Annotated in this window: 28 protein-coding genes; 10 read left to right on the top strand and 18 right to left on the bottom strand. The window is 41.9% G+C overall.

Annotated elements, in window-relative coordinates:
* Window positions 1-171: 171 nt before the first annotated feature.
* From dnaJ to B4Q04_RS11550, 5 genes are all read right to left on the bottom strand, one after another.
* Window positions 172-1,290, bottom strand: a complete 1,119-nt coding sequence (gene dnaJ, locus B4Q04_RS11570; RefSeq protein ID WP_013994166.1) for a molecular chaperone DnaJ — start codon at window positions 1,288-1,290, stop codon at window positions 172-174.
* A gap of 9 nt (window positions 1,291-1,299) precedes the next feature.
* Entirely contained in the window at window positions 1,300-1,863 is a 564-nt protein-coding gene (locus B4Q04_RS11565) for a nucleotide exchange factor GrpE (protein WP_013994165.1), read from the bottom strand.
* Between the two features lie 202 nt (window positions 1,864-2,065).
* A complete protein-coding gene (locus B4Q04_RS11560; protein WP_013994164.1) occupies window positions 2,066-3,031 on the bottom strand; it encodes a TIGR01777 family oxidoreductase in 966 nt (321 codons plus the stop codon).
* Between the two features lie 127 nt (window positions 3,032-3,158).
* Window positions 3,159-3,818 carry a tRNA (5-methylaminomethyl-2-thiouridine)(34)-methyltransferase MnmD gene (mnmD, locus tag B4Q04_RS11555; protein ID WP_088696913.1) on the bottom strand — a complete coding sequence of 220 codons (660 nt, stop codon included), beginning with the start codon at window positions 3,816-3,818 and terminating at the stop codon, window positions 3,159-3,161.
* Window position 3,819: 1 nt separating this feature from the next.
* Window positions 3,820-4,314 (bottom strand): DUF4920 domain-containing protein, encoded by a 495-nt coding sequence (locus tag B4Q04_RS11550; RefSeq protein WP_013994162.1) that lies wholly within the window; start codon window positions 4,312-4,314, stop codon window positions 3,820-3,822.
* Window positions 4,315-4,419: 105 nt separating this feature from the next.
* Between B4Q04_RS11550 and B4Q04_RS11545 the strand changes: the two genes are divergently transcribed.
* Window positions 4,420-5,484, top strand: a complete 1,065-nt coding sequence (locus B4Q04_RS11545; RefSeq protein ID WP_088696912.1) for a branched-chain amino acid aminotransferase — start codon at window positions 4,420-4,422, stop codon at window positions 5,482-5,484.
* Window positions 5,485-5,587: 103 nt separating this feature from the next.
* Here B4Q04_RS11545 and B4Q04_RS11540 read toward each other — a convergent pair whose 3' ends face one another.
* Window positions 5,588-5,974 (bottom strand): nucleoside triphosphate pyrophosphohydrolase family protein, encoded by a 387-nt coding sequence (locus B4Q04_RS11540; RefSeq protein WP_013994160.1) that lies wholly within the window; start codon window positions 5,972-5,974, stop codon window positions 5,588-5,590.
* Between the two features lie 608 nt (window positions 5,975-6,582).
* Here B4Q04_RS11540 and crcB point away from each other — a divergent pair.
* The 4 genes from crcB (at window position 6,583) to B4Q04_RS11515 (ending at window position 10,027) form a co-directional block, all read left to right on the top strand.
* Window positions 6,583-6,954 (top strand): fluoride efflux transporter CrcB, encoded by a 372-nt coding sequence (gene crcB / locus B4Q04_RS11530; protein ID WP_013994158.1) that lies wholly within the window; start codon window positions 6,583-6,585, stop codon window positions 6,952-6,954.
* Window positions 6,955-7,246: 292 nt separating this feature from the next.
* Window positions 7,247-7,585 carry a P-II family nitrogen regulator gene (locus tag B4Q04_RS11525; RefSeq protein WP_013994156.1) on the top strand — a complete coding sequence of 113 codons (339 nt, stop codon included), beginning with the start codon at window positions 7,247-7,249 and terminating at the stop codon, window positions 7,583-7,585.
* A 27-nt stretch (window positions 7,586-7,612) separates the two neighbouring features.
* On the top strand, window positions 7,613-8,845 hold the full coding sequence (locus tag B4Q04_RS11520) for an ammonium transporter (protein WP_013994155.1): 1,233 nt from the start codon (window positions 7,613-7,615) through the stop codon (window positions 8,843-8,845).
* Window positions 8,846-8,959: 114 nt separating this feature from the next.
* Window positions 8,960-10,027, top strand: a complete 1,068-nt coding sequence (locus B4Q04_RS11515) for a porin (protein WP_088696911.1) — start codon at window positions 8,960-8,962, stop codon at window positions 10,025-10,027.
* Window positions 10,028-10,104: 77 nt separating this feature from the next.
* Here the strand turns inward: B4Q04_RS11515 and B4Q04_RS11510 are convergent, their stop codons facing one another.
* A complete protein-coding gene (locus tag B4Q04_RS11510) occupies window positions 10,105-10,755 on the bottom strand; it encodes a DUF1684 domain-containing protein (protein ID WP_088696910.1) in 651 nt (216 codons plus the stop codon).
* An 84-nt stretch (window positions 10,756-10,839) separates the two neighbouring features.
* On the opposite strand from B4Q04_RS11510, the gene B4Q04_RS11505 reads away from it, so the two are divergent.
* Window positions 10,840-11,577, top strand: coding sequence for a DJ-1/PfpI family protein (locus tag B4Q04_RS11505; protein WP_088696909.1), 738 nt, complete (start codon window positions 10,840-10,842; stop codon window positions 11,575-11,577).
* Between the two features lie 5 nt (window positions 11,578-11,582).
* Here B4Q04_RS11505 and B4Q04_RS11500 read toward each other — a convergent pair whose 3' ends face one another.
* The 4 genes from B4Q04_RS11500 to B4Q04_RS11485 form a co-directional block, all read right to left on the bottom strand.
* Window positions 11,583-12,995, bottom strand: a complete 1,413-nt coding sequence (locus B4Q04_RS11500) for an alpha/beta hydrolase (RefSeq protein ID WP_088696908.1) — start codon at window positions 12,993-12,995, stop codon at window positions 11,583-11,585.
* A gap of 79 nt (window positions 12,996-13,074) precedes the next feature.
* Window positions 13,075-13,899, bottom strand: coding sequence for a mechanosensitive ion channel family protein (locus tag B4Q04_RS11495; protein WP_013994150.1), 825 nt, complete (start codon window positions 13,897-13,899; stop codon window positions 13,075-13,077).
* A gap of 105 nt (window positions 13,900-14,004) precedes the next feature.
* Entirely contained in the window at window positions 14,005-16,074 is a 2,070-nt protein-coding gene (locus B4Q04_RS11490; protein WP_088696907.1) for a T9SS type B sorting domain-containing protein, read from the bottom strand.
* A gap of 106 nt (window positions 16,075-16,180) precedes the next feature.
* Window positions 16,181-16,627, bottom strand: a complete 447-nt coding sequence (locus B4Q04_RS11485) for an Lrp/AsnC family transcriptional regulator (RefSeq protein ID WP_013994148.1) — start codon at window positions 16,625-16,627, stop codon at window positions 16,181-16,183.
* 126 nt (window positions 16,628-16,753) lie between these two features.
* Here B4Q04_RS11485 and B4Q04_RS11480 point away from each other — a divergent pair, with 126 nt between their 5' ends.
* The 3 genes from B4Q04_RS11480 (at window position 16,754) to B4Q04_RS11470 (ending at window position 18,898) form a co-directional block, all read left to right on the top strand.
* Window positions 16,754-17,167, top strand: a complete 414-nt coding sequence (locus tag B4Q04_RS11480; RefSeq protein ID WP_013994147.1) for a hypothetical protein — start codon at window positions 16,754-16,756, stop codon at window positions 17,165-17,167.
* Window positions 17,168-17,255: 88 nt separating this feature from the next.
* Complete coding sequence (purU, locus tag B4Q04_RS11475; protein WP_013994146.1) at window positions 17,256-18,107, top strand: formyltetrahydrofolate deformylase; 852 nt, start codon at window positions 17,256-17,258, stop codon at window positions 18,105-18,107.
* Between the two features lie 86 nt (window positions 18,108-18,193).
* Entirely contained in the window at window positions 18,194-18,898 is a 705-nt protein-coding gene (locus B4Q04_RS11470; protein WP_013994145.1) for a DUF4197 domain-containing protein, read from the top strand.
* 261 nt (window positions 18,899-19,159) lie between these two features.
* On the opposite strand, the gene B4Q04_RS11465 is transcribed toward B4Q04_RS11470, so the two are convergent.
* Entirely contained in the window at window positions 19,160-19,951 is a 792-nt protein-coding gene (locus B4Q04_RS11465; RefSeq protein WP_088696906.1) for an alpha/beta fold hydrolase, read from the bottom strand.
* Window positions 19,952-20,337: 386 nt separating this feature from the next.
* Between B4Q04_RS11465 and B4Q04_RS11460 the strand changes: the two genes are divergently transcribed.
* Window positions 20,338-20,535, top strand: a complete 198-nt coding sequence (locus B4Q04_RS11460; protein WP_046287489.1) for a hypothetical protein — start codon at window positions 20,338-20,340, stop codon at window positions 20,533-20,535.
* A 12-nt stretch (window positions 20,536-20,547) separates the two neighbouring features.
* Here B4Q04_RS11460 and pyrF read toward each other — a convergent pair whose 3' ends face one another.
* The 6 genes from pyrF to B4Q04_RS11430 form a co-directional block, all read right to left on the bottom strand.
* Window positions 20,548-21,357 (bottom strand): orotidine-5'-phosphate decarboxylase, encoded by an 810-nt coding sequence (pyrF, locus tag B4Q04_RS11455; protein ID WP_013994141.1) that lies wholly within the window; start codon window positions 21,355-21,357, stop codon window positions 20,548-20,550.
* Window positions 21,358-21,402: 45 nt separating this feature from the next.
* The gene (prfA, locus tag B4Q04_RS11450) at window positions 21,403-22,479 is read right to left on the bottom strand and encodes a peptide chain release factor 1 (protein WP_013994140.1); all 1,077 of its coding nucleotides are present in this window, start codon (window positions 22,477-22,479) and stop codon (window positions 21,403-21,405) included.
* Window positions 22,480-22,574: 95 nt separating this feature from the next.
* Window positions 22,575-23,564, bottom strand: coding sequence for an FAD:protein FMN transferase (locus B4Q04_RS11445; RefSeq protein WP_013994139.1), 990 nt, complete (start codon window positions 23,562-23,564; stop codon window positions 22,575-22,577).
* Window positions 23,565-23,996 (bottom strand): thioredoxin family protein, encoded by a 432-nt coding sequence (locus B4Q04_RS11440; protein WP_013994138.1) that lies wholly within the window; start codon window positions 23,994-23,996, stop codon window positions 23,565-23,567.
* A gap of 28 nt (window positions 23,997-24,024) precedes the next feature.
* Window positions 24,025-24,474 (bottom strand): ubiquinol-cytochrome c reductase iron-sulfur subunit, encoded by a 450-nt coding sequence (locus B4Q04_RS11435; RefSeq protein WP_088696905.1) that lies wholly within the window; start codon window positions 24,472-24,474, stop codon window positions 24,025-24,027.
* A gap of 50 nt (window positions 24,475-24,524) precedes the next feature.
* Window positions 24,525-25,706 carry an AIR synthase related protein gene (locus B4Q04_RS11430; RefSeq protein ID WP_088696904.1) on the bottom strand — a complete coding sequence of 394 codons (1,182 nt, stop codon included), beginning with the start codon at window positions 25,704-25,706 and terminating at the stop codon, window positions 24,525-24,527.
* Window positions 25,707-25,762: the final 56 nt, after the last annotated feature.

Genomic DNA, 25,762 nt, shown 5'->3' with positions numbered 1-25,762 from the left:
TGTCAAAGATAGTTTTTTGTCTTTACACGACATTAGCATTGGTCTTAAAAACAAAACCCACCCTTATAGAATAAGGATGGGAAAAAAATTGCTATGAAAAAGAAAATTAATATTGGTAATCCAATATTAAACCAAATATACGTTTTTTATTTAAAACTCAATAAAATTGAATTAAGAGAACATATCTTTTACTTTTTCAAAGAAAGACTTATCAGATTTCTCAGGTTTTGGCACAAAATTTTCATTGTTCTGCATTCGCTCGAAGAAGTCTCGTTGTTCTTTATTGAGTTCTTTTGGCGTCCAGACATTTACATGCACCAGTAGGTCACCGCTACCATAGCCGTTAATACTGGATATACCCTTACCCCTTAATCGTAATATTTTACCCGATTGGATCCCTGGTTCAAGTTTAATACGCACCTTGCCACCAACGGCATCAATTTCTTTTGATGTACCTAAAACAGCCTCGGAAAAACTGATGTACAGGTCATAATGCAAATTATCCCCTTCACGTTTTAGCGTAGCGTGATCAATGGTCTCTATGGCTACCAACAAATCACCGGGAATACCATTACCGGGAGCGTCATTACCCTTGCCCGGCACTTTTAACTGCATCCCCTCTTCTACCCCTGCAGGAATATTGATTGCTACGGTCTCTTCGGAAACTTTCAGGCCTTGAGCATCGGCGTCGCTCGGTTTTTTGTCCAATATCTGACCACTACCCCCACAAGTGCTACAGGTAGCTGCGGTCTGCATACGTCCTAAGATGGTATTGGTTATTTTGGTAACCTGCCCCCTACCGTTACACGTACCACATGTTTTATAGGTAACGCCACTGGCCTGAACTTTTCGTCTGACCTTTACTTTCTTTTCAACGCCATTGGCCACTTCATCAAGGGTCAGCTTAACACGAATGCGCAGATTGCTCCCCTTGACCCTGCGCTGGCCACCGCCTCCGCCGCCAAAGCCACCGAAACCACCTCCACCGAAAGCACTACCGAAAATATCGCCGAATTGGCTAAAGATATCATCCATGTTCATGCTTCCGCCACCGAAGCCTCCAGAACCATCAAAGGCCGCATGGCCAAACTGGTCGTAACGTGCTTTTTTGTCAGGATTGCTCAGCACCTCGTAGGCCTCCGCAGACTTCTTGAACATTTCCTCCGCCCTAGAATCACCTGGGTTTTTATCAGGGTGAAATTCCAAAGCCTTTTTTCTATATGCTTTTTTTATCTCCGCTGCACTGGCATTTTTACTGATGCCAAGTATTTCGTAATAATCTTCCTTCATCCTTTTCTTTTAGTTTCCGACCACCACTTTGGGGTGACGGATAATTCTATCGCCCAGCTTAAATCCTTTTTCGACTACATCAACAATCTTACCTTTGAGCTTTTTGTTCGGCGCGGGAATCTGTGTAATGGCCTCGTGTATTTCTGCATCAAACGCATCTCCCACCTCAGCATGAACTTCCTCTAAGCCCTTTGATTTTAGGGTTTCACGGAATTTCACCCGAATCAATTCCACTCCTTTGAACATTTCCTTGTCCTCAGATTTGGCCATCTCTTTCAAGGCACGCTCAAAATCGTCCAAGACCGGCAACAATGAAATAATAATTTCTTGCCCCGCTGTTTTGAACAGGTCCATTCTTTCTTTTGAAGTTCGTCTTTTGAAGTTTTCAAACTCCGCGAACAAACGCAAGAATTTGTCTTTCTCTTTTGCAAGATCTTCCCTTAACTGTTCTTCTACACTAAGCTCTTCTTGCATATCTTCTTCTTGTTCTATATCGTTCGCAGACTCTACTTCCGTTTGTTCCTCTTGATCAACAACTTCTTCAAAGTCTTCAGCTTTTTCTTTATCGCTCATTTCTACTTGAATTTGAATTCTCGTGTTTTGGTTGGCAAAAGTACTGCCATTTCTTTAAAAATGTCAAAATGTCACCAAAAAAAGACGGTCCTATGGCCTTCATGACCGACTAGCTTACTTACCACAAACCACACCCATACGCCCTAAAACAAAAAACACCTGCAAATTGCAGATGTTTTGAACGTTAGTATCTTAGAACCGTTTAGGAAACATATTCTTTATTAAAGGTTTGCATACCTGACGCATCGGCACATTCGGCACTTTTATAAATACCTTCAAGGGCAACGCACACGTTGGGATATTCAAAACTAAAACCTTCTTCTTCTATTTTTTTGCAACTGACCCGTTGACTCGCAAAGAGGATGTAGGACATTTTACCCAGCAACAATCGCATGACAAACTTTGGGATGTTGGGCAACCAAAGCGGCCTATCAAACACCTTGGCTATTTCTTTTACCAACTTGGCATTGGTAACGGGATTGGGACCCACCCCGTTATAAACTCCGCTCAGGCCATGCTCCAATACAAAAATGAAGATACGGGCCAAATCGGAAATATGGATCCATGACTGCCATTGCTCCCCACTGCCGAATGCCGCGCCCAAGTAAAGCTTGACCGGTTTGGCCATTTCGGGCAGAGCACCGCCCTTACATGACATGACCAAGCCTATCCTTACCTTGGCTACACTGAACGAAAAACTTTTGAATTTATCGATTTCCTCTTCCCAAACTTTTACAACCTCCCCCAAAAAACTATCATCTACCGCTTTTTCTTCTTCGGTATAGTATCGGCTTAAGGAATCTGGATAAACCCCGATAGCCGAAGCCGAAACAAAAGAAAGAATATTTTGATGGTCTACTTTTTCGAGTGCAGAATGCAAGGTTCTCAAAGAATTGACCCTGCTCGAGATAATTTTTTTTCTATAGGCTAAAGTCCACCTCTTCGATATACTGGCGCCGGCCAAATTAATAATGGCCGTAACCCCCTCAAAGCACTCAAGGTCTATCTCGCCCTTGTTAGGGTTCCAATAAAAACCTTTATAATCTGGCTCAGAGGCAATTTTCTTCTTACTTGTCGTCAAATAATTTACGGCAATATCATTTTTATGACATTGCTCCACAATTGCACTGCCCACCAGACCTGTCGCTCCTGTAATCAGTATTCTCATAAGTCAAAGATATACGATCCCAGCACCACCTACACCCCATTTAATTCCGATTTAACACTAAACCACGCCTATATGTTAAGAAAATCCGATATAGCACATTTCCTTAACTTTTAATTAAGTTCCCTAGCTACTTTCGCGCCCTTAACATCTCCCTTTTTCCGGGTGGACCAGGTAGTCGTTCCACCTCAAAACCAACAGCTTGCATGGCTCGCCTTACACTGCCCTTGGCGGCATAGGTGACAAGCACCCCGTCTTTTCGCATGGCCCTGTACATAATGGCGAATATATCCTCGGTCCACAGTTCAGGTTGAACACGGGCCCCGAAGGCGTCAAAATAGACCAGATCAAAAGCGTTTTCATCTGTGATATCGGCAAAAAACTTCTGCTCCTTCCGAAGCATGAAGTCATTAGAAATATGAATGTCGCATCCCCAATCCGAGTTATGCATCCGTTTGAAGTCATTTTCATAGGCCTCGGCATCGAGTTCCCCTATATAATTGAGTTGTGCCATTTCCACTTCGGAAACCGGATAGGCCTCTACCCCTGTATACCTTAGCCGACCACCGTTCTTTTCAGATTCGATATACGTTATTAGGGCGTTAAGTCCCGTACCAAAGCCAATTTCCAAAATGGAAATATCCTTTCCGGCAAAGAGGGCCAGTCCGTGTTTTATAAAAACGTGATAAGCTTCTTGTACAGCACCGTGCTTTGAGTGGTATTGCTCGTCCCAATCGGTAATCTGAATGGTTTTGGAGCCATCACCGGTAGTTATGATCTTTCTTTCCAAATCAGTGTTTTTCTATCAAGACCCCGTCCGCCTCAAAACTATAGATTTTCTTGGGCTCGGTAATCTTTTCTATTTCCTCCTTTGGCATACCGGCATCTTTGGCATAGTGTCTTTGGTCCTCTACGCTCATGGCCTCGACAAAAGCATAACCATTGACGGCTACTTCCTTTCCTTGAATATCCTTGGGCATAAAAAAAGCATAGTCCTTAAAACGTACCATGGTCTCTTTTCCATCTTCCAAGGCCAATTTCATCCAGCAGCCTTTCACCTTACAAACATCGGTAACCGTAGCCTTGAACTTTGTTCGCAGCGTATCGTTGACCTTCAATTCCTGAAATTTTTGCGCCATTTCATCGCTTGACAATAGGTCATTGGGTTCCAACCGCTTACCTATCACCTCATAGCCGCCATTCCCTGACACAGCCTTTTCATGTTCTTGGCCTTTGCAAGCAAAAACAAGCGCAAAAACCGCAAGTAAAATGTTAAATACACGCATTTCTGACAAAAATTAGATGAGTAGTGCAAAACTGGACATTTTTAAACGAAAAAAGAAGAACGAATACGGATAAATCGTTAATTTTAATCCTTTAATTCAAAAGTTATGAACTCGACCATGCAAAACATCAGCGTTGAAAAGGTAAAAAAATCAAAGATCGAAGAAGTAGATTTTAACAATCTTGCTTTTGGTAGCGTATTTACCGATCATATGCTGGTCTGCGATTATAAAGATGGCGCCTGGGAAACCCCTAAGGTAATCCCATATCAGCCCATCAGCCTTGACCCGTCGGCAAAGATATTTCATTACGGGCAGTCTATCTTTGAAGGCATGAAAGCCTACAAGGACGACAACAACAAAACATGGCTCTTTAGACCCTTGGAAAACTTTAAAAGATTGAACATCTCGGCAAAACGTATGGCCATACCCGAGTTGCCAGAAGAATTTTTTATGGAAGGACTAAAGACTTTATTGGCAGTGGACAACCAATGGATTCCACAGACCGAAGGAAGTTCTATGTACATCAGACCTTTTATTTTCGCTTCGGGAAATGGCTTTCACGCCTCTCCTGCCGATGCCTATAAATTTATCATCTGCCTTGCGCCATCCGGTTCATATTTCTCAGGAAAGGTCAAGGTACTTATTGAGGAAAAGTACTCCCGTTCAGCCAATGGCGGAGTCGGTTATGCCAAGACTGGCGGCAACTATGCGGGTCAGTTCTATCCTACCCAATTGGCCGTAGCCAAAGGGTACAGTCAAGTTGTTTGGACAGACGACCACAACCACGAATACATTGAAGAAGCCGGTGCGATGAATATTTTTATCCGCATTGACGATACCCTAATCACCGGCCCTACCAGTGACCGTATATTAGATGGTATTACACGAAAAAGCATCCTTCAACTTGCCGAGAAGAAAGGCATAAAGACAGAAGTTCGGAAAATTACCGTTACCGAGGTTATCGAAGCCGCCAAAAACGGAAGACTCAAGGAAATGTTCGGTGCAGGTACCGCAGCGGTCGTTTCCCCAATTTCAGGATTCGGATACAAAGGAGTCGATTATGACTTGCCCGAGCTTGAATCAAGCTTCGCTTCGCAAATAAAGAAAGACATTACCGATATTCAGTATAACCGTGCCGAAGACCCCTTCGGATGGAGGGTAGGCCTGTAAAAAGCAGGACTTTTTTACGGACACCTATCACTATGAGGATACATAAAAAACGGTCGACCATAAAAATGACGATCGTTTTTTTATACTTTAAAGTCCTTTAAGTTTAGTTTTCAAGTATTTTGGAGATATTGGGCTTAAAATAGTTCGGCCCTTTGAGCACTTTACCATCTTCACGGTAAATAGGCTTTCCATCGGCCCCCAGCTTACTCATATTGCTGCGCTGTATTTCATTGAACACTTCTTCGATCTTATGCTGCATACCATGTTCTATAATGGTACCACAGAGGATGTAGAGCATATCGCCCAATGCATCGGCAACTTCTACCAGATCGTTATCATTGGCAGCCTCCAAATATTCTTTGTTCTCCTCGTCCATTAAATTGAACCTGAGCAGGTTTTTTTTCTCTCCTAAATCGGCCCGCATGGTTTTCGATACCCCCAGTCCGAAAGAAGTGTGAAAAAGTTCGACGGCACTTATTTTGTTTTTCATCTATAGTTGTGTTGATTTAAAAAATAGTTTCTGCCAATAATAGCGTAATTTTGCCCAAAAATAAAGAATATGTTCTCTACCGGACAAATCGTTTTTGCCGCGCTATTTGCGATTAGTTTTATCATAATCATCTTTTTAGCTTACAAAAAAGACAAAAAATTACACGCAAAGAACTACAAAGGCGTAATATGGGTAGGTGTTTTATTTATAACCTTCATAATTATCCTACTCTTTCTTAAGCATTTCCTTAAAAATTAAGACAAATACTACCACTCCGTTAAAAGTGCGATTTTTAACGACCAAAAACCGTTTGTTTGCGTATAATATAACAAATGGCGTAATTTTGCGTTATGTATTCAAAGGGGGTAAATTATGATGACTTTTTTTACAATACTTTTAATATTAGTAGGAGCTAACGCATTGTTTATGGTATTCAGTTTAAACAGCGTATCCAGCGGAGGTAAAAAAACTGAGGAAAACACATCAAAAGATGTGTCTTCTAAAGTATACCCTTTAAACAGTCTGTCTTCCAAATTCAAGAAAGCGGTTTAACCAATAACTCGAACGGGTACTGTTCATCTGATAAATTATTTACGTAATTTGCACCGATGAAACAATTGTTACTCGTATTCTTTGGTGGTGGCATAGGTAGCATACTTCGCTATCTAGTTTCCAAATCACTCAACAATTACTTTCAACATTTCTTTTTAGGTACTTTTTTGGTCAATGTTCTCGGCTGCCTATTGATCGGCTTCATTCTAGGACTCTCCCTTAAGACCAACTATTTGACCCCGAACCAAACCCTCTTATTCGCTACGGGTTTCTGCGGAGGCTTTACCACTTTTTCCACATTTGCATTTGAAAAACACTCGCTTTTAAACTCAGGCGAGCTGACCTTTTTCTTCATTTACCTGATTTCCAGCATAGTAATTGGAATTCTAGCGGTCGCACTCGGCCTTTGGTTATCAAAACTTATATAATTAAGGTTTTTTCAACCAAACACACCCCTCTTTACTAAAAACCTAAAGTTTTAAGCAAGCAAACTGTTATTATTAACCTATCTGGTAGATTTTATCGATTTTTCTAAATATTCCTTCAAAAAATCGTAAATCAGATGGCTAAATATGCATTTTTGATTGTTTTTAATTCAATACCCCCAAATTTTAAGGGGGTATAATTCCTATAAACATAAAAATTAATACATATACCCCCAAATTTTATGGGTGTTAATTCTTTTAACATACATTTGTTTCTCTAATTAATACAACTATTATGAAACAAATCGAGGCAATCATTAGAAAATCGAAGTTTGACGACGTCAAGAAGGCGTTGCATCAAATAGAGGTCAACTTCTTCAGTTACTGGGATGTAACCGGAGTCGGAAACGAAAAGCAAGGTCACGTGTATAGGGGAATCTCTTATAGCACGAGCGACATTCAACGAAGGTATCTTTCTATAGTAGTATCGGATGAGTTTGTGCAGCGTACTGTCGACACCATTCTTGAAGCAGCCTACACCGGCAATGTCGGTGATGGAAAAATCTTTGTTTCAGAAATCATTGATGCTTATAGAATAAGGACCAAAGAAAGCGGGCAAGCCGGAATCAACTAAAAACACCAATAACTAAACTTTAAAAAAATGGACGCAGGATTATTTACAGCAAATAACGTTTGGATGATGTTGGCTACCGCCTTGGTATTCTTCATGCACACCGGGTTTTCCTTTTTAGAAATCGGTCTTACCAGACAAAAAAATACAATAAACATATTATTTAAGAACATCTTTATTATTACAGGTGGACTTTTACTTTACTACGCATGGGGCTTTAATATGATGTACCCCGGTTTCGAAGAAGGATCCTCAGGTATATTCGGATTCGCCGGCTTCGGTATTGCCGCCCCAGAAAACGGAATGACCCCAGAATACGCCGATGGCGGTTACACTTGGTGGACAGACTTCTTATTTCAGGGTATGTTCGCAGCTACGGCAGCAACCATAGTATCCGGTGCCGTTGCGGAACGTATTAAAATCGGTGCCTTTATGATTTTTACCGTGATTTACGTAGGATTTGTATATCCTATAGTAGGCGCCTGGAAATGGGGCGGTGGTTTCTTGGATTCATGGGGTTTCTATGATTTCGCAGGTTCTACATTAGTTCACTCTGTAGGAGGCTGGGCCGCATTGGTCGCTATCTTCTTACTAGGATCACGTATCGGTAAATTCGATGAAAACGGTAAGCCCAAGGCCATACCGGGCCATAGCATACCTATGGCAACGGCAGGTGTACTTATCCTTTGGTTAGGATGGTTTGGTTTTAACGGTGGCTCTGTACTATCCGCCGACCCAGAATTGACTTCCTTAGTATTGGTTACCACAAGTTTAGCAGCAGCAGCAGGTGGCTTCGGAGCCATGATCTTATCTACCATATTATACAAGAACCTCGATTTGACCATGTTCCTTAACGGTATTCTTGGTGGTCTTGTAGGTATCACGGCAGGGGCCGACCTAATGTCCCCCAACGAAGCCGTAGCCATCGGGTTCTTAGCCGGCCTACTAATTGTTCTTGCCGTTTCCTTGGTTGACAAATTAAAACTAGACGACCCTGTAGGTGCCGTTGCCGTTCACTTGGTATGTGGTATCTGGGGAACATTGGCAGTAGGTATCTTCGGAGCCAAAGCCGGAGGCGAACAATTCATGACGCAGCTATATGGCGTGTTGATCATAGGTGTCTTCTGTGTCGTATGCACATTTATCATCTTAGGAGCCTTGAAGTCGATAATGGGACTGAGAGTGAGCAAGGAAGAAGAGATTGAAGGCCTTGACATTCACGAACATGGAATGGATGCCTACCCAGATTTCATAAACGAATAAGCATATTAATTAGAAACGGAGCGTTCTGCCAAACGCTCCGTTATATAACCCTTTCAAAATCTTTACAGATTCCAACTAATCATCCTACAACAGGGATAACTAAATTAAATTCAAATGAAAACGATTACAAATACAAAATACGTAAAAAATCTATTTTTCCTAGCATTGATGCTTTTCTCTGCAACTGCTGTTGTTGCACAGGAAGAGGAAGAAGAATCAAAGCCAAAATTTTCTTTCAGTGGTTCTGTTGATGCCTATTATAGAGCAAATTTAAATGCACCTAACGGAGAAGATGCCCAAGCTCCAGGAAGCTCATTCGCTAACCTACCGGGATTTGCCTTAGGTATGGCCAATGTTATTGGTGCTTACGAAGGTGAAAAAGTAGGTTTTGTTGCCGATTTGGTTTTTGGCCCAAGAGGAACGGATGCCATTTTTGCTTCTCCAATGTATTCTTCTACCGGAAACATCGTTAACCAGTTGTATGCTTACTGGAACGTAAGTGATGCCGTAACATTAACCTTTGGTAACTTTAATACCTTCTTAGGTTACGAGGTTATCTCTCCGGTTGCCAACTTTAACTACAGCACATCTTACTTGTTCTCATACGGTCCGTTTTCACACACGGGACTAAAAGCTGATTTTGCTTTATCTGATGATTTCAGCTTAATGTTAGCGGTAATGAACCCAACTGACCTTACAGAGTTCAACCCAACAGGACAATATGCTTGGGGTGCTCAGTTAGGCTACAGTGGTCAATACTTGAACCTTCTTATTGATAACGGTTCTTACGAAGTAGATTTCACAGGTGGTTTTGACCTTTCCGATACTTTCTTCCTAGGACTGAACGCCGCTTATTTTGATGGTGACGAAGATGACGGTGTTGGTAGCTTTGCAGGTTTGGCTGTTTACCCACAGTTGGCCACTTCCGATACTTTCTCAATAGGTCTAAGAGGTGAGTATTTTGCTGAAACCGATTCCTTTGGAGCAGTTGGTGGATCAGATGCTGATGGTGACGCAAGTGTATTTGCTGTAACCCTTACCGGTAGCGCAACTATTGGTGACCTGATCATCAAGCCGGAATTAAGATTAGACAGTGCTTCAGAAGAAGTATTCATTGACAATGATGGAAACCCAATTGGAGGTCTTTCTTCTTTTGTGTTGGCTGCGGTCTACTCTTTCTAAAAAAGAATTATAATGGTTAAGTGTTTATAATTTAAAGCTAATTCAAGTAAAGGCCCCGACGTTTAACGTTGGGGTCTTTATTTTTTATGAGGTTCAAAAGCTTTTACCCCGGCACGAATCTCGGTATCCAAATTATTCACACTGGGTACAATAGGGCAAGAGAACTTTTTATTATAGGCACAATACGGATTATAGGCCTTATTGAAATCAATAACTATAGTATCACCATCAGGTATGGTCAAATCGATATACCGCCCGCCTGTATAAGTTTCCCTTCCATTGGTATTATCGGTAAACGGCAAAAACAAATAATCCCCATACTTCTCTTGCTGCATCAATTCCTTGTTTTGATACACCTCCAGCTGCCTGTTCTTTCCATTTAAGGTAAAATGGGCGATACCATAAACGGTCTCCTCCGAGGCATCACCTGTAGTACTGGGCATCATAAAGGGCAATGCTTCGGGAGTACGGACAAACTTGGCCGTTACAATATAATTGGTATCGGGAGCAAAGAAATCCAAAGCCTCAAAATCCTTTCGATAACGGTCGGGTAAGGGCGACGTTTCAGGGTTTTTAAATTCTTCGTTCATTTCTTTCTGATAATCCAAAATAGCCTGAAGCGCATCTACCTCTACCAATACTTCGCTTTCTTCCAATGTATCGTGATACTTTTTATCGGTCTTACACCCAAAAACCCCAAAGAGAAGAATCAAAACTAGAATTCGCATATAGTCAATTTTTGCAACAAAAATACAACAATAAGTGATTAACCTAATTGAACCGATTGTACATTGCAGCTTAAAAAAATTAAAATGAAGCCACTTTATCCTATCTTACTGGCACTAATCGTATTCTGTTCGTGCACCTCACCAAAAGAAAAAGCCGGACCAAAAGCAGATTCGAAAAGAATTTCACCCGAAATTTTACCCCATCGTTATAACGTAGCCTTCCTTATGATGGACGGCACCTTCAATACCGAACTAACAGCTCCCTTCGATATTTTTCAGCATACCAAATTCAGAAAAAACATCAAGGCCATGAATACCTTTACCATAGCCAACACCTTAAACCCCATTACCACTTTTGAAGGCATACGCCTATTACCCGATTTTGACTACACCAAAGACGAATTGCCCCCAATAGACATTCTAGTAATACCAAGCGCAGAACACCATTTGGATATGGACCTAAAAGATACCGTAATGCTCGATTTTGTGCAAAAAACAGATCGCTCGGCCCTATTTATGACCAGTCATTGCGATGGCGCTTTTGTTTTGGCCAAAGCTGGTGTGCTCAAAGGAAAAACCTCAACGACATTCCCCAGTGATATCAAAGCCTACAAAAAAATGTTTCCTGATTTAAAGGTCGCCGATAGCGTTCTCTTCGTTCACGATGGAAAATACATTACTTCTGCAGGAGGCGCCAAAAGTTTTGAAGCCGCTCTCTATTTGTGCCAGTACCTATACGGAAAAGAAGTTGCCGACGCCCTGGCAAAAGGTTTAGTAATAGATTGGAATCTTGAGAAAACCCCACACCTCATAATAGACTGACCCCTCTACTCTTCAATAATGTTATAGCGTGCGCTTTTAAGGTATTTTTCCACCAGTTCATTAAACTCCGGTGTTATACGGAGTAAAGCCGTATTTTCAAGGGAATAGAGCTTGCTACGATCGGCATAACCTTTCTTCAACAACTCCTCCAGATAAAAGAGCGCCGTGCCATAGTCATCGGTTTTAGCCGCATAGGATATAACCTTGAGGTAGCTCTCATAATTTTCAGGCTCTACGATGGTCTTTAACATCCATAAAAAATTGAGAGCCTCGCCATCTACGGGATCTTCGACACTTACTACATCTATATTATCAGAAACCAAGGCTTTGACATAGCCCTCCAAACGTTTCCCCATTTTTTGCTGCAGCACCTCTGAACTTCCCTGAAACTTCTGCAATTCCTCCATTTGATACTTCCACCACCCCAAATTGTTATAATTATAGGTCAGAATATCTTCCTCCAAGTAATAATTATAATCTTCCTTTATCAAACCCTCTTTTAAAAGCAGTGCATTCTGGGTTCTATTTTGGTTCTTGAACAATCGACTTTTACGCAAAATTTTCCTACTTGCCTTTATAGAATCCAAAGCGAGGTAAGGCTGGTACAACTCGGTCATTTCCTCTAAAAGATTATCCGCCAACAAGGGCCTATTGGCCGTGTACAACCTATTGACCTTTACAAAATCAGAGACATAGTTTTCATCAATAAAGGCCTGATCTTTTTCCACATTGCCTTTTGCCATAGCCACTAGGGTCAACATTTTAAGGGCAGCGCTAAGCTCCTTACTGTCGGGCCACTCATGCCCCCCGTCAAAAACCAACAACTGATCGGGAAACTTCAACCGGTTCAAAATCTTTTCAACCTTCAACATTTGCGGGTACCTAAAATCCTCATCACCTACAATTCCAATAAAATGAAAGGGATTTCTACTCGTAAGCACCTCTACATTGGCGATTGAAGCCCCACAGGCAACGACCCCGTCTACCCCCTTGACAAAAGTGGGCACCAAGGTGGAAAAACGGCCTCCCACATCAAAACCGCCCGTATAGACACGATCTTTATGAATGGGCAACATAGCGTTCACCGTGCTGAACATTCTGCTCGCGGTCACTATATTTTTAGAAATGGACAAGGTATCGCTAATATTGTTGGAAGCAGCAAGAACGTAACCCTGTTCCTCGGCCGCCTCGCTGAACATTGCCAAGGCCTGTCTGCCCCTACCGTTCATATCGAAAACGAAGATCACCGGCCAAGGTTTCGAAAGTTCAAATGACTTGGGCAAATAGAGGGCAAAGGTTTCCGCTATCGTATCGTTGACCGCGATAGAATCAATTACCACCCCTTTTTTCAATTTGATATTCTGGCCCACACAGGTAAAAACGACCCCAAAAGCCAATAACAGTAGTATTCTCTTCATAAAAATAGAATCATCAAAAATCTAGCCAAAAAATAACGGCATTCATCCGATATGCCAAGCTCCATGTACCACAATACACCTACTCGCCTATCTTACCTATCTCCACTCCTTCGGAGTAAGCCACTTTAACACCATTGCTGCTAAAGGCCTTCTTGATAGCTTTATTGGCATTAAACGTTACCTCCCAAAAGTCATCGGGCAACACGTATGGCCTTACAATTAATCGCACGTTGTGCGAATCAAAATCTAAAATACCGATTTCAGGTTCGGGCTGGGGAAGAATTTTTGAAACTTCCTTTAGCGAGCTTGCCAACACCTCCCTTACCTTGGGAAAGCTTTCTTCATAAGGCATGGTAACCTCAAGTTCCAACCTGATCATACCCTTTTCCGAATAATTGGTCACCACCGATTCGGTAATCATTGAATTGGGAATGATCAATATTTTATTGCCCGGCGTCAGCACATCGGTACTAAAAATACCGATTTCCACTACCCTACCGAACTTATCCTCTACCTGGATCCAATCGTTTACCTTAAACGGCTTTAACGTCAAAATCAAGATGCCCGAGGCAAAATTTCCCAAGCTACCCTGTAAGGCCATACCCACGGCAAATGCTGCCGCGGCCAGTATCGCAAAAAGTCCCGTAAGGTCTGCACCGAGCACCGTCGCTATAACAAATAGAACCGTTCCCTTTAAAAGCACCCCCACTATCGATGACAAAAAGGGACGCAAGGTTTCCGAGAAACCCGTTCGTTCCAACGCTTTTCTTACGAGGTCGACCACTTTCGCGGCCACTTTAAAGCCGATCCATAAAATAATTCCGGCCAAGAAAATTCGAGGTATATAGAAAACCGCCTTATCTATTGCGATTTGAGCGTACTCATTAATTTTATCCAAATCCATAAATTAAAATTAATAATTAGCGAGCGTTCTCCTACAGAAAGTTTGTGTTTTTATTAAAAATCACAAAAAATTACAGGTATAACACGGACATATACAAGGCAGCGATTATCTTTTTAGGGAGAAATGGCTCTTAAACTCCTTTCGCTCCCCATCTTTGGTATATTCTATCCTGAACCAATAATCATTCGAAGGGGCAGCACCACCGTTGAACGTACCGTCCCATGCAAGATTCCCGCTCAATTGACGCATCAGCATACCGTATTGATTATAAATCGTCACCTCGGGGTTTTCCATTTGGGGAACATCTACAATAGACCACGTATCATTGACCCCATCACCATTGGGGCTAAAGAACCTCGGAAAATCGACGACCATAAACTCCTTTGAAAGCACGCTACACTTGTACGCATCGGTTATGTACGCCGTATGCTCCCCCGCCGACAAGCCCTCAAACCTAGTATCGGAAGTAAAATCAAGGCCATCTACACTGTAGAGATAATCCCCGTCCCCTTCGGCTATAATATCGATCGTGGTATTCTCGGCGAAGGGATCCGAAACAAAATCAATTTCAAACACTTTCGCACGAGGAGAAACAAACACCCGGGCAGCCAAAGAAAATTCACACCCCAACTCCATATTTTGAAGTTGCACAATATAAGTACCCGCTTCGCTTGCCGTAAAAGAAGCATCGCTAGCATCGGCAATCTTGTTTTCAGGGGACAACTCCCCTCTATACCAAGCAAAGCTGTATACCGATGTGGATAACCCCGTATCCAAAACCGGCAAGGGTTCAAGGGTTTCCCCGTCAGCCCCCAAACACAAGACATATTCCTCTTGAAGCTCAGACCGGAAATCAATTCCCAATAATTTCAATTCAAACGTCGCAATTTCGTAACAACTATTTCCTGACGATATTCGAACAAAGACCGTTTCGGAAGCATTGCTCAATTCATACGCGGTCGGATTCCCTATAGCATTTTTAAAAGCCCGTGCATCTTCTTCCGACAAGTAGTAGGTAACCTGATAAATTTTAGGGTCTTGCCCTCCCAATATGAGTTCAGAATTAACAGTAAGGTCAACGACCTGCTTACCCGTGGCATCGACATCACAAAAATTCAAAGAAACAGGGGGCGACATGATTTGAGGCGGTAGAATAAACTCAAGTGTCAAGCCTCCGTTGGCGACGCAAGATGTGGAAAACCCCACATCTACACTAAACTTCCCACTTTCGGCAACATCAACCTTGGACAACCCGGCCCATTCGACCCGCTCAACTTCATCTTTATACCACCTATAATCACTTACACCTTGAGCGGTCGCATCCAAAACTATCGTCTCTCCAATACACATTGGATTACCATCTTCCACCGTTCTATTTTCACCTAGATCAGCCCCTAAAGTAAAACTTCCCGCCTCCAGAAATACCGCCGAATCTACCTGCGAATCGCGGTTATCGGCAATCACCAGTTTTATATTATAAGCATCGCCGGGCACCACTTTTGATTCAGCCGTAAAGCTTTTGGTCTGCCCATGAAACGATATAGCCGAATTTTCATCGTTTATCTTATCAAAGTATTCAAGATTACGCGGCAAGCATTCCTCATTTACCCCTGGCCTTATCGTGGTTACCCTAACGGGAAGTTCACTATTCGGAATAACCGCCAAATTTTTGGAGACCCCTTTTGAGTCGGTCAAGATAAAAGCGAAGACATCGCCAAAAACACATTGAAAGTTCTCTTGGTATTCTTCGGAAGCAAACAGGAAATTGAAAGTGATACGGTCCGCATACGGAACAAAATCAAATTGAATGTAAGAGGCGTTATAAAGTGCGTCAGAATTAGTAATGGCCCGTAAATCGTCGTCACCGGCCCACGTTTCGCTACCAGAATCATGGATATCGACATTTGGGCCTTCGGCCAATTTGGCACGCCCCGTACTAAGAACAATACCTTCCTCGTACGGAAAATCGGTGCCATTGGCCTGAAAATAGCCAATACCGTTCAAACCTTCCGCAGACCCGGTTTTTGAACTATAATTGGATGTTTCCGCACAATTACTATCCACCAAGATATCACGAACCAATTCTTCCACCGAATATGTGGTATCATCGACGCGTATTTGGGCCCATAGCCCAAAAGAAGACAGCAGCATTGCCAAGAATCCCAATTGTTTCATTTCGTACAGTGTGTCCTTCCGAAAAAACGGAAAGCTAAATATAAGGAACTCTTAAATAGCCCACACCACGAATTAAAGACCAATTGCCAAAAAATAGGTTACATTTTTAAAAAGTGTTCTTCCCGATAGGCGCACTTGACACCACATTGGAAAGGATAATATGGGTACGTGTTTCCCCATACTGAATCAGCTTATCGATAAAGCGTTCCAAATGAAACTGATCTTTCAGCACTACCTCCATTACAATGTTCTCGTTACCCGTAATCCTGTAGCAGTTCACTACCTCTTTATAGGTCTTCACCATCTCTAAAAAGGGTTTTAATTTCCCCATAAAGGCCCTAAGGGTAATAATGGCCTTTAAATGATGTCCCGTCTTTGCATGTGACACTTTAGTAATATATCCCTCTATAATTCCCAGGTCTTCCATCTTCTTGATTCGCTCCGCCACTGCCGGTGCCGTTAAGCCGACTTTCCTTCCGATATCGGCAAAGGTTTCACGCGCATTTGCCTGAAGACATTTGAGTATTTTCCAGTTTAAATCATCTATATTCATTTTCGTGTCTAAAAGTTATAAAAACCTTATAATCTAAAGCTAATATATGAAATCACTTTCGATTCTAAAGATAAAAGTTCGAAACTGGCCGTAACTTTATGAAACAAAATTGCTAGTAAAAGAAAAATGTCTTACAAGAATCTTCGCGACATACCCGTCTATAAAAAAGCGCTAGAGCTCTGCCATATGAGTAGGGAAATTGCTTCGTATGTTTCTTTGAACAAAGACCTTCTAAAACTCTACCAATCTAATAGCCATAGGGATAGCATTGCCGATTCACTATTGACCGATGCCATTCTGATACCTAAGAAGATTGCCTTGGCCGAAATAAGCGGTTGCCATATCGAACGGATGAGGAGCGCCAGCTTTATCAATATCATGATACGAAACATTAATTCGTATTGTACCGGTCTTGAAAAAGATGGTGTAAAGGAAAAAGAATACCTTAATCTACTGCGAAAAGAAATCAAAAGCTTTAGACGTTCGTTTAAAAAGTGGCGAAGTTCATTTCCCGATGGAGGCTCCAATTACTGGAATTAAGTCCCTGTACCCCATTTTGTTTTAAAACCCGAATTATACTAAAATTGTTAGTTTAAAGTTCTAATTTTGAATTTTTAAACTATCGATTTTGAAAACGACCATTCTTATCCATTGTCCCGATCAAGCGGGAATCATAAGTGCTGTCACGAATTTCATACATCAGCACCATGGCAACATCATATATTTAGACCAACATGTCGACAAAGAAGCAAATGTTTTCTTTATGCGTCTTGACAGTGACTTTGACCTTTCGACGTTTTCCAAAGAAACGTTCAAGAAGGAATTCCAAAAAGAACTAGCCGACCGATACAACATGCAATGGAGCTTGCATGAAGCCGGCATAAAGCCCAAGATGGCCATTTTCGTATCAAAATACAATCACTGTTTATACGACCTTTTAAGCCGGTTCAACTCTAGTGAGCTCGAGGTGGAGATTCCTTTCATTATCAGCAACCACCCCGACCTTAAGCCTATTGCCGAACAATTTGACATTCCGTTCTACCACATACCCGTAACCAAGGACACCAAAGCCGAAGCGGAGACGAAACAATTGGAACTACTAAAGAAACACGGCGTAGACTTTATTGTTTTGGCGAGGTATATGCAAATTGTAAGTCCGAAAATCATTAGTAACTTCCCCAATCGTATTATCAATATCCACCACTCGTTTCTTCCGGCATTTGCGGGAGCCAAACCCTATCACGCAGCCTTTAAACGCGGTGTCAAGATCATTGGGGCCACCAGCCATTACGTTACCGAAGAACTCGATGCGGGCCCGATCATAGAACAAGACGTTACTACGGTAACCCACGCCCATAGCATCAAAGACTTTATCGCCAAGGGCCGTGATCTTGAAAAAATCGTGCTTTCAAGGGCCGTTAAACTACATATTCTAAGAAAGACCATGGTCTACAACAATAAGACCGTCATTTTTTCGTAATATAATTCGAACCATAAAAGAAAGTAAAGGCGTACCCATTTGGGTAGGCCACACTTTTATTTTTCCTAATAGATAAAAAAGCAGCTATGAAAAAAATATTTCTCTTATTTCTCGCATTGAACCTAACGGCCTGTGGCGAGCTTCAACAAGTTATAGACCAATTGCCCCAAGGACAAACCGCCCTCGGCAATGACCAAATTGCCGCCGGCCTACGACAAGCCCTTGACAAAGGGATCAAAAGCCAAGTGAGCAAGCTCACTCAAGAAGACGGCTTCCTAAAAAACGAAGCCGTAAAGATTCTTTTACCCGAGGAACTTCAAAAAGTAGATAAGACCCTTCGCGATATCGGACTTGGAAATTTGGCCGACGAAGGCTTAAAGGTAATCAATAGGGCCGCTGAAGATGCCGTAGGTGAAGCTACCCCTATTTTTGTCGATGCGGTAAAAGGTATCACCTTCAATGACGCCAAGAACATTTTATTAGGTAGTGACGATGCCGCCACCCAATACCTCACCTCGGCCACACAAACCCAACTCTACGCCAAATTCAACCCCGTCATCAAAAATTCTTTCGACAAAGTAGGTGCCGATAAGGTATGGAGCAACCTCATCTCAAAATACAATAGCATACCCCTTACAAAGAAGGTAAACCCTGATTTGACCGACTATGTTACCCAAGAAGCACTCAAGGGCGTTTACACCATGATCGCGGTCGAGGAAAAAGAAATAAGAAACAATGCCGCTTCGCGTACAACCGATCTTTTAAAGCGTGTTTTTAGCCTTCAGGATTAAAAAAAATATTTAGCACAAACCTTACAATAACTTGAAAATTAACCCGTTAAACTTCATAAGAAGTCTTCAAAGACAACTTATCCGCGACCTTTGATCGAACACCATAGGTTTAAGATTAAAATATTGAATATTTTGAGTTAGTAATTTTTGAGTTAGTTAGTTTAAAACCGGTGGGAGCACCGGTTTTTTTTGTGCCTTTTCCACAGAAAAGAACATCGCCCCCGATTTCAAAAAATAATGGATTTCTTGACAATTTAGAATCTAATACCCCCTATTGACATCGGAAACAAAGTCAATAACAAAGCGATTGAAGAGTTGCGGCTGTTCTACGTTCACTACGTGCCCGCAATGCTCAATGGTCAACAAGCTCGACTGAGATTGTTTTTGGACCATTTTCTTGACAGAAGGTAGAAAAAGATAATCTTCACCCCCCATCACATAAAGTGTAGGAATATTTACATCGCCTGCCCTGAAGAAACGCAAGAGCCTATTGATTTGCGAACCCATCTTGTACCATCTTACAAATTCCTTCTGATACATTCGCTTGGCCTCCCTCACAAAAAGTAAGCGCGACTCTTTATGGTTTCCATCCGGCATGATGGCAAACGTAAATAATTTATAGAGCCATATATAAGGTACCAAGGACTTAAAAAGCCCTCCAAAGCCCATTAAAATCCTAAATCGCATATCCAACCGGATAATAGCCCCACCCAAAACCATGCTTTCCACACGATCGGGATGTTTCTCGGCCAAATTTCTTATAAGCACCGTACCCAGGGAAATACCGATAAAATGTGATTTTTGAATTTTCAGATAGTCCAACACCTCTAAAATATCCTCTGTAATATAATCAAAGGTGTATTTATCGTCGAAGGCGTCCTTTAGACTCGGTTTTGAATCACCATGCCCCCTAAGGTCCAACAGTAAAATATTAAAGTGTTTCTTAAACTCCCTTAACTGTTTGTACCAAATGGAAGAGCTGCCTCCGGCACCATGTACGAAGGTCACCCAAGAATCAGACTCTTGATGCAGATATGTAACGTAATTTAACAAAGTGTTCTCTCGATTTTTCCAATTAGGAAACTTTGCAATGTATTAAATCTTTTGATCCAATATTAGGCACGGCCCGAAATATAATCCACACCGCCCTTAAAAAAACGAAAAACGCAACAAAAGGGAACAAAAAACAAGAATCTGATTATCAATGCAATACAAAACAATCAAAAGATCGGTAATACTACATCATTTTAACAAAAAACAATTTGTTAAAACCACAAGAAAATCAGAGTTATTAACAAGTACACCACAAGATTCTCAGCGAGCACATTGAGTAATTGTAAATAAATCATCAATTCATCTTAATTTTTGCTATATACAGCGATTATCGACATCCAAAGACGATTTCCGTCCGTATATTTGTTGTAAAGGATTATAAGATTATGGAAAATCAGTATTGCAAAGTAGGAACAGTTACCCCAATCACTTCAAATAGAAACGCGATTTCTCTTTTAGAGTACCAGTATCAAACTTTTTTGAGCAAGGCAAGCGACATGAAATATACCGATGCCAAATTGGTAGAATTTTTTGAGCAAAAAGCCCTTAAGATTCAAAAAGTTTTAGAGAATATGATCAAGTAGTTTCAACTGAAACTATAGCAGTTCGGCCATTTGACGTTGTAACTCTAAGGCTTTGTGCCTTGCCGCGTCAGCAAAATCCGATTCTGCCGAGGCGTATATGATACCTCGCGAAGAATTTATAAGAAGGCCTACCTTATCGTTCATTCCATTTTCACAGACATCCTTTAGACTACCCCCCTGTGCTCCCACTCCGGGAACCAGCAAAAAACTATCAGGTACGATTTGTCGTATCTCCTTCAGGTATTCCGCCTTGGTGGCACCGACCACATACATTAAGTTTTCGGAATTCTCATAGGACTTTGAGGTCTCAAGAACGGTCTTGTACAATTCCTTACCATCCACCAATTTAGTTTGAAAATCAAAGGCACCCACATTCGAAGTCAGGGCCAACAATATGGTATGCTTGTCCTTAAAGGCCAAAAACGGCTCTACAGAGTCTTTTCCCATATACGGGGCTATGGTCACCGAATCAAACTGTAAGTCCTCTAAAAAAGCCTTAGCGTAACGCGTAGAGGTGTTTCCTATATCCCCCCGTTTGGCATCGGCAATTGTAAATTGCTCGGGGAAATTTTCATTAAGGTAGCGGATAGTCTTCTCCAAGGCTTGCCAGCCCTTGATACCATAAGCCTCATAAAATGCAATGTTCGGCTTGTACGAGACACAAATATCGTGTGTCGCGTCAATTATCGCCTTATTAAAGGCGAATATAGGGTCTTCCTCTTCCAGCAGATGCGACGGCACCTTTTCCAAATCGGTATCTAGACCAATGCAGAGGAAGGATTTTTTCTTATAAATCTGGGCAACAAGTTGTTCTGTAGTCATAGTATCGCTACGGCTATAATTAAGATTCTTGAAAATTTAGGACGGCTAGAAAATCTCGGAAGCTTCTTTTAGTTTTTCGGTATTTTCTACAAAACTCAACTCATCGATTATCTTTTGGATATCGCCATCAATAATGTTCTGTAAATCGTACAAGGTAAGCCCGATACGGTGATCGGTAACCCGTCCTTGCGGATAGTTATAGGTTCTAATCTTTGCCGAACGGTCACCACTACTTACCTGGGAATTTCGCTTTGCAGCATCTTCTTCCTGTTTTTTGGCAAGTTCCATATCGTACAAACGTGATCGCAACACCCTAAAGGCCTTGTCTTTGTTCTTGTGCTGTGATTTCTGGTCTTGACATTGCGCCACCAATCCGGTGGGAATATGCGTTAAACGCACCGCTGAATACGTAGTGTTTACAGACTGCCCACCAGGTCCTGAAGAACAGAAAAAATCTATTCGAACGTCTTTGGGGTCGATTTGCACATCAAAATCCTCGGCTTCCGGAAGCACCATAACGGTAGCCGCACTGGTATGCACCCTACCTTGGGTCTCGGTCTGCGGCACACGTTGCACTCGGTGTACCCCCGCCTCAAATTTTAAAGTTCCATAGACATCCTTGCCCGTTACTTCAAATTGAATTTCCTTATAGCCCCCACTGGTACCTTCGCTCAAATCGATAACATTGGTCTTCCAACCTTTGCTCTCACAATATTTAGTATACATGCGAAACAGGTCCCCTGCAAAAATACTGGCTTCATCACCACCTGTTCCGGCCCGAATCTCGACTACGACATCTTTGGCATCTTCCGGATCCTTGGGAATAAGCATCAACTTGATTTCCTCCTCCAATTGCGGAAGGGCTCCTTTAGCTTCCTCCAACTGCATTTTGGCCATTTCCACCATTTCGGCGTCACTGCCATCCGCTATAATTTCATCTGCCTCCTGAATATTATCCATAAGCTCAACGTACTGTTCACGTTTCGCCACAAGCTCTTTTAAATCGGAGTATTCTTTGGTCAATTCCACATAACGTTTCTGGTCCGAAATAATATCGGGCTGGATAATAAGGTCGGAAACCTCATCAAAACGCTGCTTAACTATATTGAGTTTATCTATCATTATCTTACATCACTTGTGCCGCGAATTTACGACAAATTTGCACATTTATTGATATCCCTAAGGTTTTCGGTAAAAAGAGGAATAAGCCCTTAGGCCTAGTTGTTCAACAATATACCGCTGCTTTTATGCACTTTATTGGCGTCGTCTACCAAAATAGCCTCGGTATCCCCCAATTGGTTGATAAGGGCAAGACCCTCTTTTTTGCCCAGTATATAGACAGCGGTAGCCAAGGCATCACAAATTTCGGCGCTTTTGGCAAATATGGATACACTATTGATTCCCGTTGAAGGATATCCGGTTCTAGGATCGATGATATGCGAATACTTCACCCCGTTAAAAACAACATATTTTTCATAGTTCCCAGAAGTGGCCACAGACGACTCAACGATAGGCAACCAGGAGAAGATTTTCTCTTCGCTCAGCGGATTGGCTATACCAATAAGCCATTTTTCCCCCGTAGCCTTCGTTCCCCAAGTAGTAAGGTCGCCAGCCGCATTTATAATACCCCCTAACACCTGCTTTGAAACCAAAAGCTCTTTGGCCTTATCGGCCGCATAGCCTTTTCCTATGGCCCCAAAAGAAATTTTCATGCCTTTTTCGGCCAGAAAGACCGTTTTTTCGGCCGGATCTAGGATAATTTTTTCATAGCCGACTCTTTTTACCGAATTTTCAATTTCCTTCTTACTGGGCATTCGAACCATAGAGCCGTCAAAACTCCATATTTCATCCATAGAGGCAAAGGAAATATCGAAGGCCCCATCGGTAATTTCCGAAAGTTTCTTGGCCCGTTCTATCAGCATAAACATTTCGGCACTTACCTTGACCGGTTTAATTCCCGCATTGGCATTTATCAAAGAGGTTTCCGAATCAGGTTTCCAAGAAGAAATCATATTTTCAATACGCTGGATTTCGGCGGTAGCCTCGTCTATATTGATATACCCCAAGTCTTCGTTGGCGGATACCACCGTAATATCAAACCGAGAGCCCATAAGCTCCATCGCCCTGTGCACGGTTACCAATTTCTTATCTTGGGAAAAACCAATAGAGAAGAAAAAAAAAGAAAGTACATATAATACCGCCCTCACTTATAACATGGATTTTAAATGCGCAACATATTCTTTTGGAGAGAGTTTTAGATAGCCGGTCTGCCCTAAGACCTCTTCTTTTTCCGATAGAAGAACCACTAAGGGAAAGTGCCCCCGTGGATTGAACTTTTCGGCCAACTCTTTATTTTTCGCACTGAGTTCAGCACTAAGTTGATTTGCTTTTTTCCTTGGAAAATCGGCCTTATAAAGTATCAGGTCGGTTTGGGCGAATTTTTTAAACTCGTCCGATTGCCAGATAGTCTTATCCAGTTTTATGCAAGGTGCACACCAATCGGAGCCCGCAAAAACCAATACCATTTTCTTGTTGTCCTCTTTTGACAAAGCCAAGGCCTGCGTATAATCTTCCTGCCAATCTTGGGCAGAAAGGGAACTAGCCAGAGCAACAAAAAACAAAACTATTATCTTTTTCATATTAGGTCTAAAACAAAATCAGTGCCACTTATTCAAATACGCGTAGCATATTATCGTTCAGCTCGGTCTTAAAAATTTTCAATGGCTTCGAGGTCACCCCTTCCACTTTTTCGTATATCGGTGTTCCGTCTTGTTCAAAACGCGACCCGTGTACGTCACAATAAAATATTCCTCCGTCTACATCGGCAAAACGTACCTGCTCATACCCTTCATGGCTACAAACCTGGCTCGCCGCCACATATTCACCTTCTAAATTCTGCACAACGACCACCAAATTTTTCAATACGAATCCGCCTTTTTCGGCAAGTTTCGCATTTTCAGGGGCACTTAAGTCAATGGTAAAATCTACTCCGGTAGGTACCGGGACATTACCGCCGTCTTCATCTTCGCTATCCGTAGAACAAGCATGAAGACATGGAAAAGCGATAGCAAAGGCTGCACTAGCCCCTAGACTTTTCAAAAACTGCTTTCTTTCCATAATACAATTGTTTACTATAGAAAACGGCAGATTGAAACGATTCGTATACCCTAATATACAAACTTGCCATAAGGACTCTCGATGGTCAGTTTTTTAGCGGAATGCGCCTCGACCCTTCCAACGATTTGTGCATCTACCCCAAAACCCTTGGAAATAGCGATAAGATCATCGGCCACCGATTCATCGGTATAGATTTCAAGACGATGTCCACAGTTGAAGACCTGATACATCTCTTTCCAGTCGGTACCGGATTGTTCTTGAATCAATTTAAACAGCGGTGGAACCAGAAAAAGATTATCTTTTATAACATGTAGTTCATCGATAAAATGTAAAATCTTGGTTTGCGCACCACCACTACAATGCACCATACCATGAATATCTTGGGAAGTATATTTACTTAATATTTTCTTTACGATGGGCGCGTAGGTCCGGGTTGGCGATAACACCAGTTTACCCGCATCCAAGGGCACATTTTCATCTACCTTATCGGTTAACTTGACATTGCCGGAATATACCAAATCATCAGGTACGGAAGCGTCAAAACTCTCAGGATATTTCTCGGCGAGATATTTGGAAAAAACGTCGTGCCTAGCCGAGGTAAGGCCATTACTGCCCATACCGCCATTATATTCCTTTTCATAGGAAGCCTGGCCGAAAGAAGCCAAACCTACGATAACGTCACCGGCCTTTATATTGGCATTATCTATAACATCTTTCTTCTTTAAACGCGCAGTAACCGTTGAATCTACAATAATGGTACGCACCAAATCACCCACATCGGCAGTTTCACCTCCGGTAGACCGAATAGTAAGACCATGCTGGGCCAAATCGCCAATAAGCTCTTCGGTACCATTGATGATTTCCGATATTACTTCACCGGGAATCAAGTTTTTATTTCTCCCAATAGTAGAAGAAAGCATAATATTATCAGTAGCACCCACACAGATAAGATCATCTATGTTCATAATAAGTGCATCTTGGGCAATACCTTTCCAAACGGATAGATCTCCCGTTTCCTTCCAGTACATATAGGCCAACGAAGATTTTGTTCCGGCACCATCTGCATGCATCACCAAGCAATAATCCTCATCATTCGTTAAATAATCTGGCACAATCTTACAGAACGCTTTTGGAAAGAGTCCCTTATCAATATTCTTTATAGCATTGTGCACATCTTCTTTTGAGGCAGAAACACCTCTTTGACTGTATCTTTCACTGGTAGATGAACTCATTATTACGGCTTTTTGGCAAAAATAAGGTATTCACCGAATAATCATCGCTTGACAAA

Origin of the sequence: Zobellia sp. OII3 (assembly GCF_002211465.1) — a bacterium.
GTDB classification, from domain to species: Bacteria; Bacteroidota; Bacteroidia; order Flavobacteriales; family Flavobacteriaceae; genus Zobellia; species Zobellia galactanivorans.
This window is presented reverse-complemented; position numbering and strand designations above follow the sequence as displayed.

What these genes read in the sequence shown, in the direction of transcription:
- dnaJ (WP_013994166.1), bottom strand. Translation starts at nt 1,290, where the DNA reads ATGAAGGAAGATTATTACGAAATACTTGGCATCAGTAAAAATGCCAGT.
- B4Q04_RS11565 (WP_013994165.1), bottom strand. Translation starts at nt 1,863, where the DNA reads ATGAGCGATAAAGAAAAAGCTGAAGACTTTGAAGAAGTTGTTGATCAA.
- B4Q04_RS11560 (WP_013994164.1), bottom strand. Translation starts at nt 3,031, where the DNA reads ATGAGAATACTGATTACAGGAGCGACAGGTCTGGTGGGCAGTGCAATT.
- B4Q04_RS11550 (WP_013994162.1), bottom strand. Translation starts at nt 4,314, where the DNA reads ATGCGTGTATTTAACATTTTACTTGCGGTTTTTGCGCTTGTTTTTGCT.
- B4Q04_RS11545 (WP_088696912.1), top strand. Translation starts at nt 4,420, where the DNA reads ATGAACTCGACCATGCAAAACATCAGCGTTGAAAAGGTAAAAAAATCA.
- B4Q04_RS11540 (WP_013994160.1), bottom strand. Translation starts at nt 5,974, where the DNA reads ATGAAAAACAAAATAAGTGCCGTCGAACTTTTTCACACTTCTTTCGGA.
- crcB (WP_013994158.1), top strand. Translation starts at nt 6,583, where the DNA reads ATGAAACAATTGTTACTCGTATTCTTTGGTGGTGGCATAGGTAGCATA.
- B4Q04_RS11525 (WP_013994156.1), top strand. Translation starts at nt 7,247, where the DNA reads ATGAAACAAATCGAGGCAATCATTAGAAAATCGAAGTTTGACGACGTC.
- B4Q04_RS11520 (WP_013994155.1), top strand. Translation starts at nt 7,613, where the DNA reads ATGGACGCAGGATTATTTACAGCAAATAACGTTTGGATGATGTTGGCT.
- B4Q04_RS11515 (WP_088696911.1), top strand. Translation starts at nt 8,960, where the DNA reads ATGAAAACGATTACAAATACAAAATACGTAAAAAATCTATTTTTCCTA.
- B4Q04_RS11510 (WP_088696910.1), bottom strand. Translation starts at nt 10,755, where the DNA reads ATGCGAATTCTAGTTTTGATTCTTCTCTTTGGGGTTTTTGGGTGTAAG.
- B4Q04_RS11505 (WP_088696909.1), top strand. Translation starts at nt 10,840, where the DNA reads ATGAAGCCACTTTATCCTATCTTACTGGCACTAATCGTATTCTGTTCG.
- B4Q04_RS11500 (WP_088696908.1), bottom strand. Translation starts at nt 12,995, where the DNA reads ATGAAGAGAATACTACTGTTATTGGCTTTTGGGGTCGTTTTTACCTGT.
- B4Q04_RS11495 (WP_013994150.1), bottom strand. Translation starts at nt 13,899, where the DNA reads ATGGATTTGGATAAAATTAATGAGTACGCTCAAATCGCAATAGATAAG.
- B4Q04_RS11490 (WP_088696907.1), bottom strand. Translation starts at nt 16,074, where the DNA reads ATGAAACAATTGGGATTCTTGGCAATGCTGCTGTCTTCTTTTGGGCTA.
- B4Q04_RS11485 (WP_013994148.1), bottom strand. Translation starts at nt 16,627, where the DNA reads ATGAATATAGATGATTTAAACTGGAAAATACTCAAATGTCTTCAGGCA.
- B4Q04_RS11480 (WP_013994147.1), top strand. Translation starts at nt 16,754, where the DNA reads ATGTCTTACAAGAATCTTCGCGACATACCCGTCTATAAAAAAGCGCTA.
- B4Q04_RS11470 (WP_013994145.1), top strand. Translation starts at nt 18,194, where the DNA reads ATGAAAAAAATATTTCTCTTATTTCTCGCATTGAACCTAACGGCCTGT.
- B4Q04_RS11460 (WP_046287489.1), top strand. Translation starts at nt 20,338, where the DNA reads ATGGAAAATCAGTATTGCAAAGTAGGAACAGTTACCCCAATCACTTCA.
- pyrF (WP_013994141.1), bottom strand. Translation starts at nt 21,357, where the DNA reads ATGACTACAGAACAACTTGTTGCCCAGATTTATAAGAAAAAATCCTTC.
- prfA (WP_013994140.1), bottom strand. Translation starts at nt 22,479, where the DNA reads ATGATAGATAAACTCAATATAGTTAAGCAGCGTTTTGATGAGGTTTCC.
- B4Q04_RS11440 (WP_013994138.1), bottom strand. Translation starts at nt 23,996, where the DNA reads ATGAAAAAGATAATAGTTTTGTTTTTTGTTGCTCTGGCTAGTTCCCTT.
- B4Q04_RS11435 (WP_088696905.1), bottom strand. Translation starts at nt 24,474, where the DNA reads ATGGAAAGAAAGCAGTTTTTGAAAAGTCTAGGGGCTAGTGCAGCCTTT.
- B4Q04_RS11430 (WP_088696904.1), bottom strand. Translation starts at nt 25,706, where the DNA reads ATGAGTTCATCTACCAGTGAAAGATACAGTCAAAGAGGTGTTTCTGCC.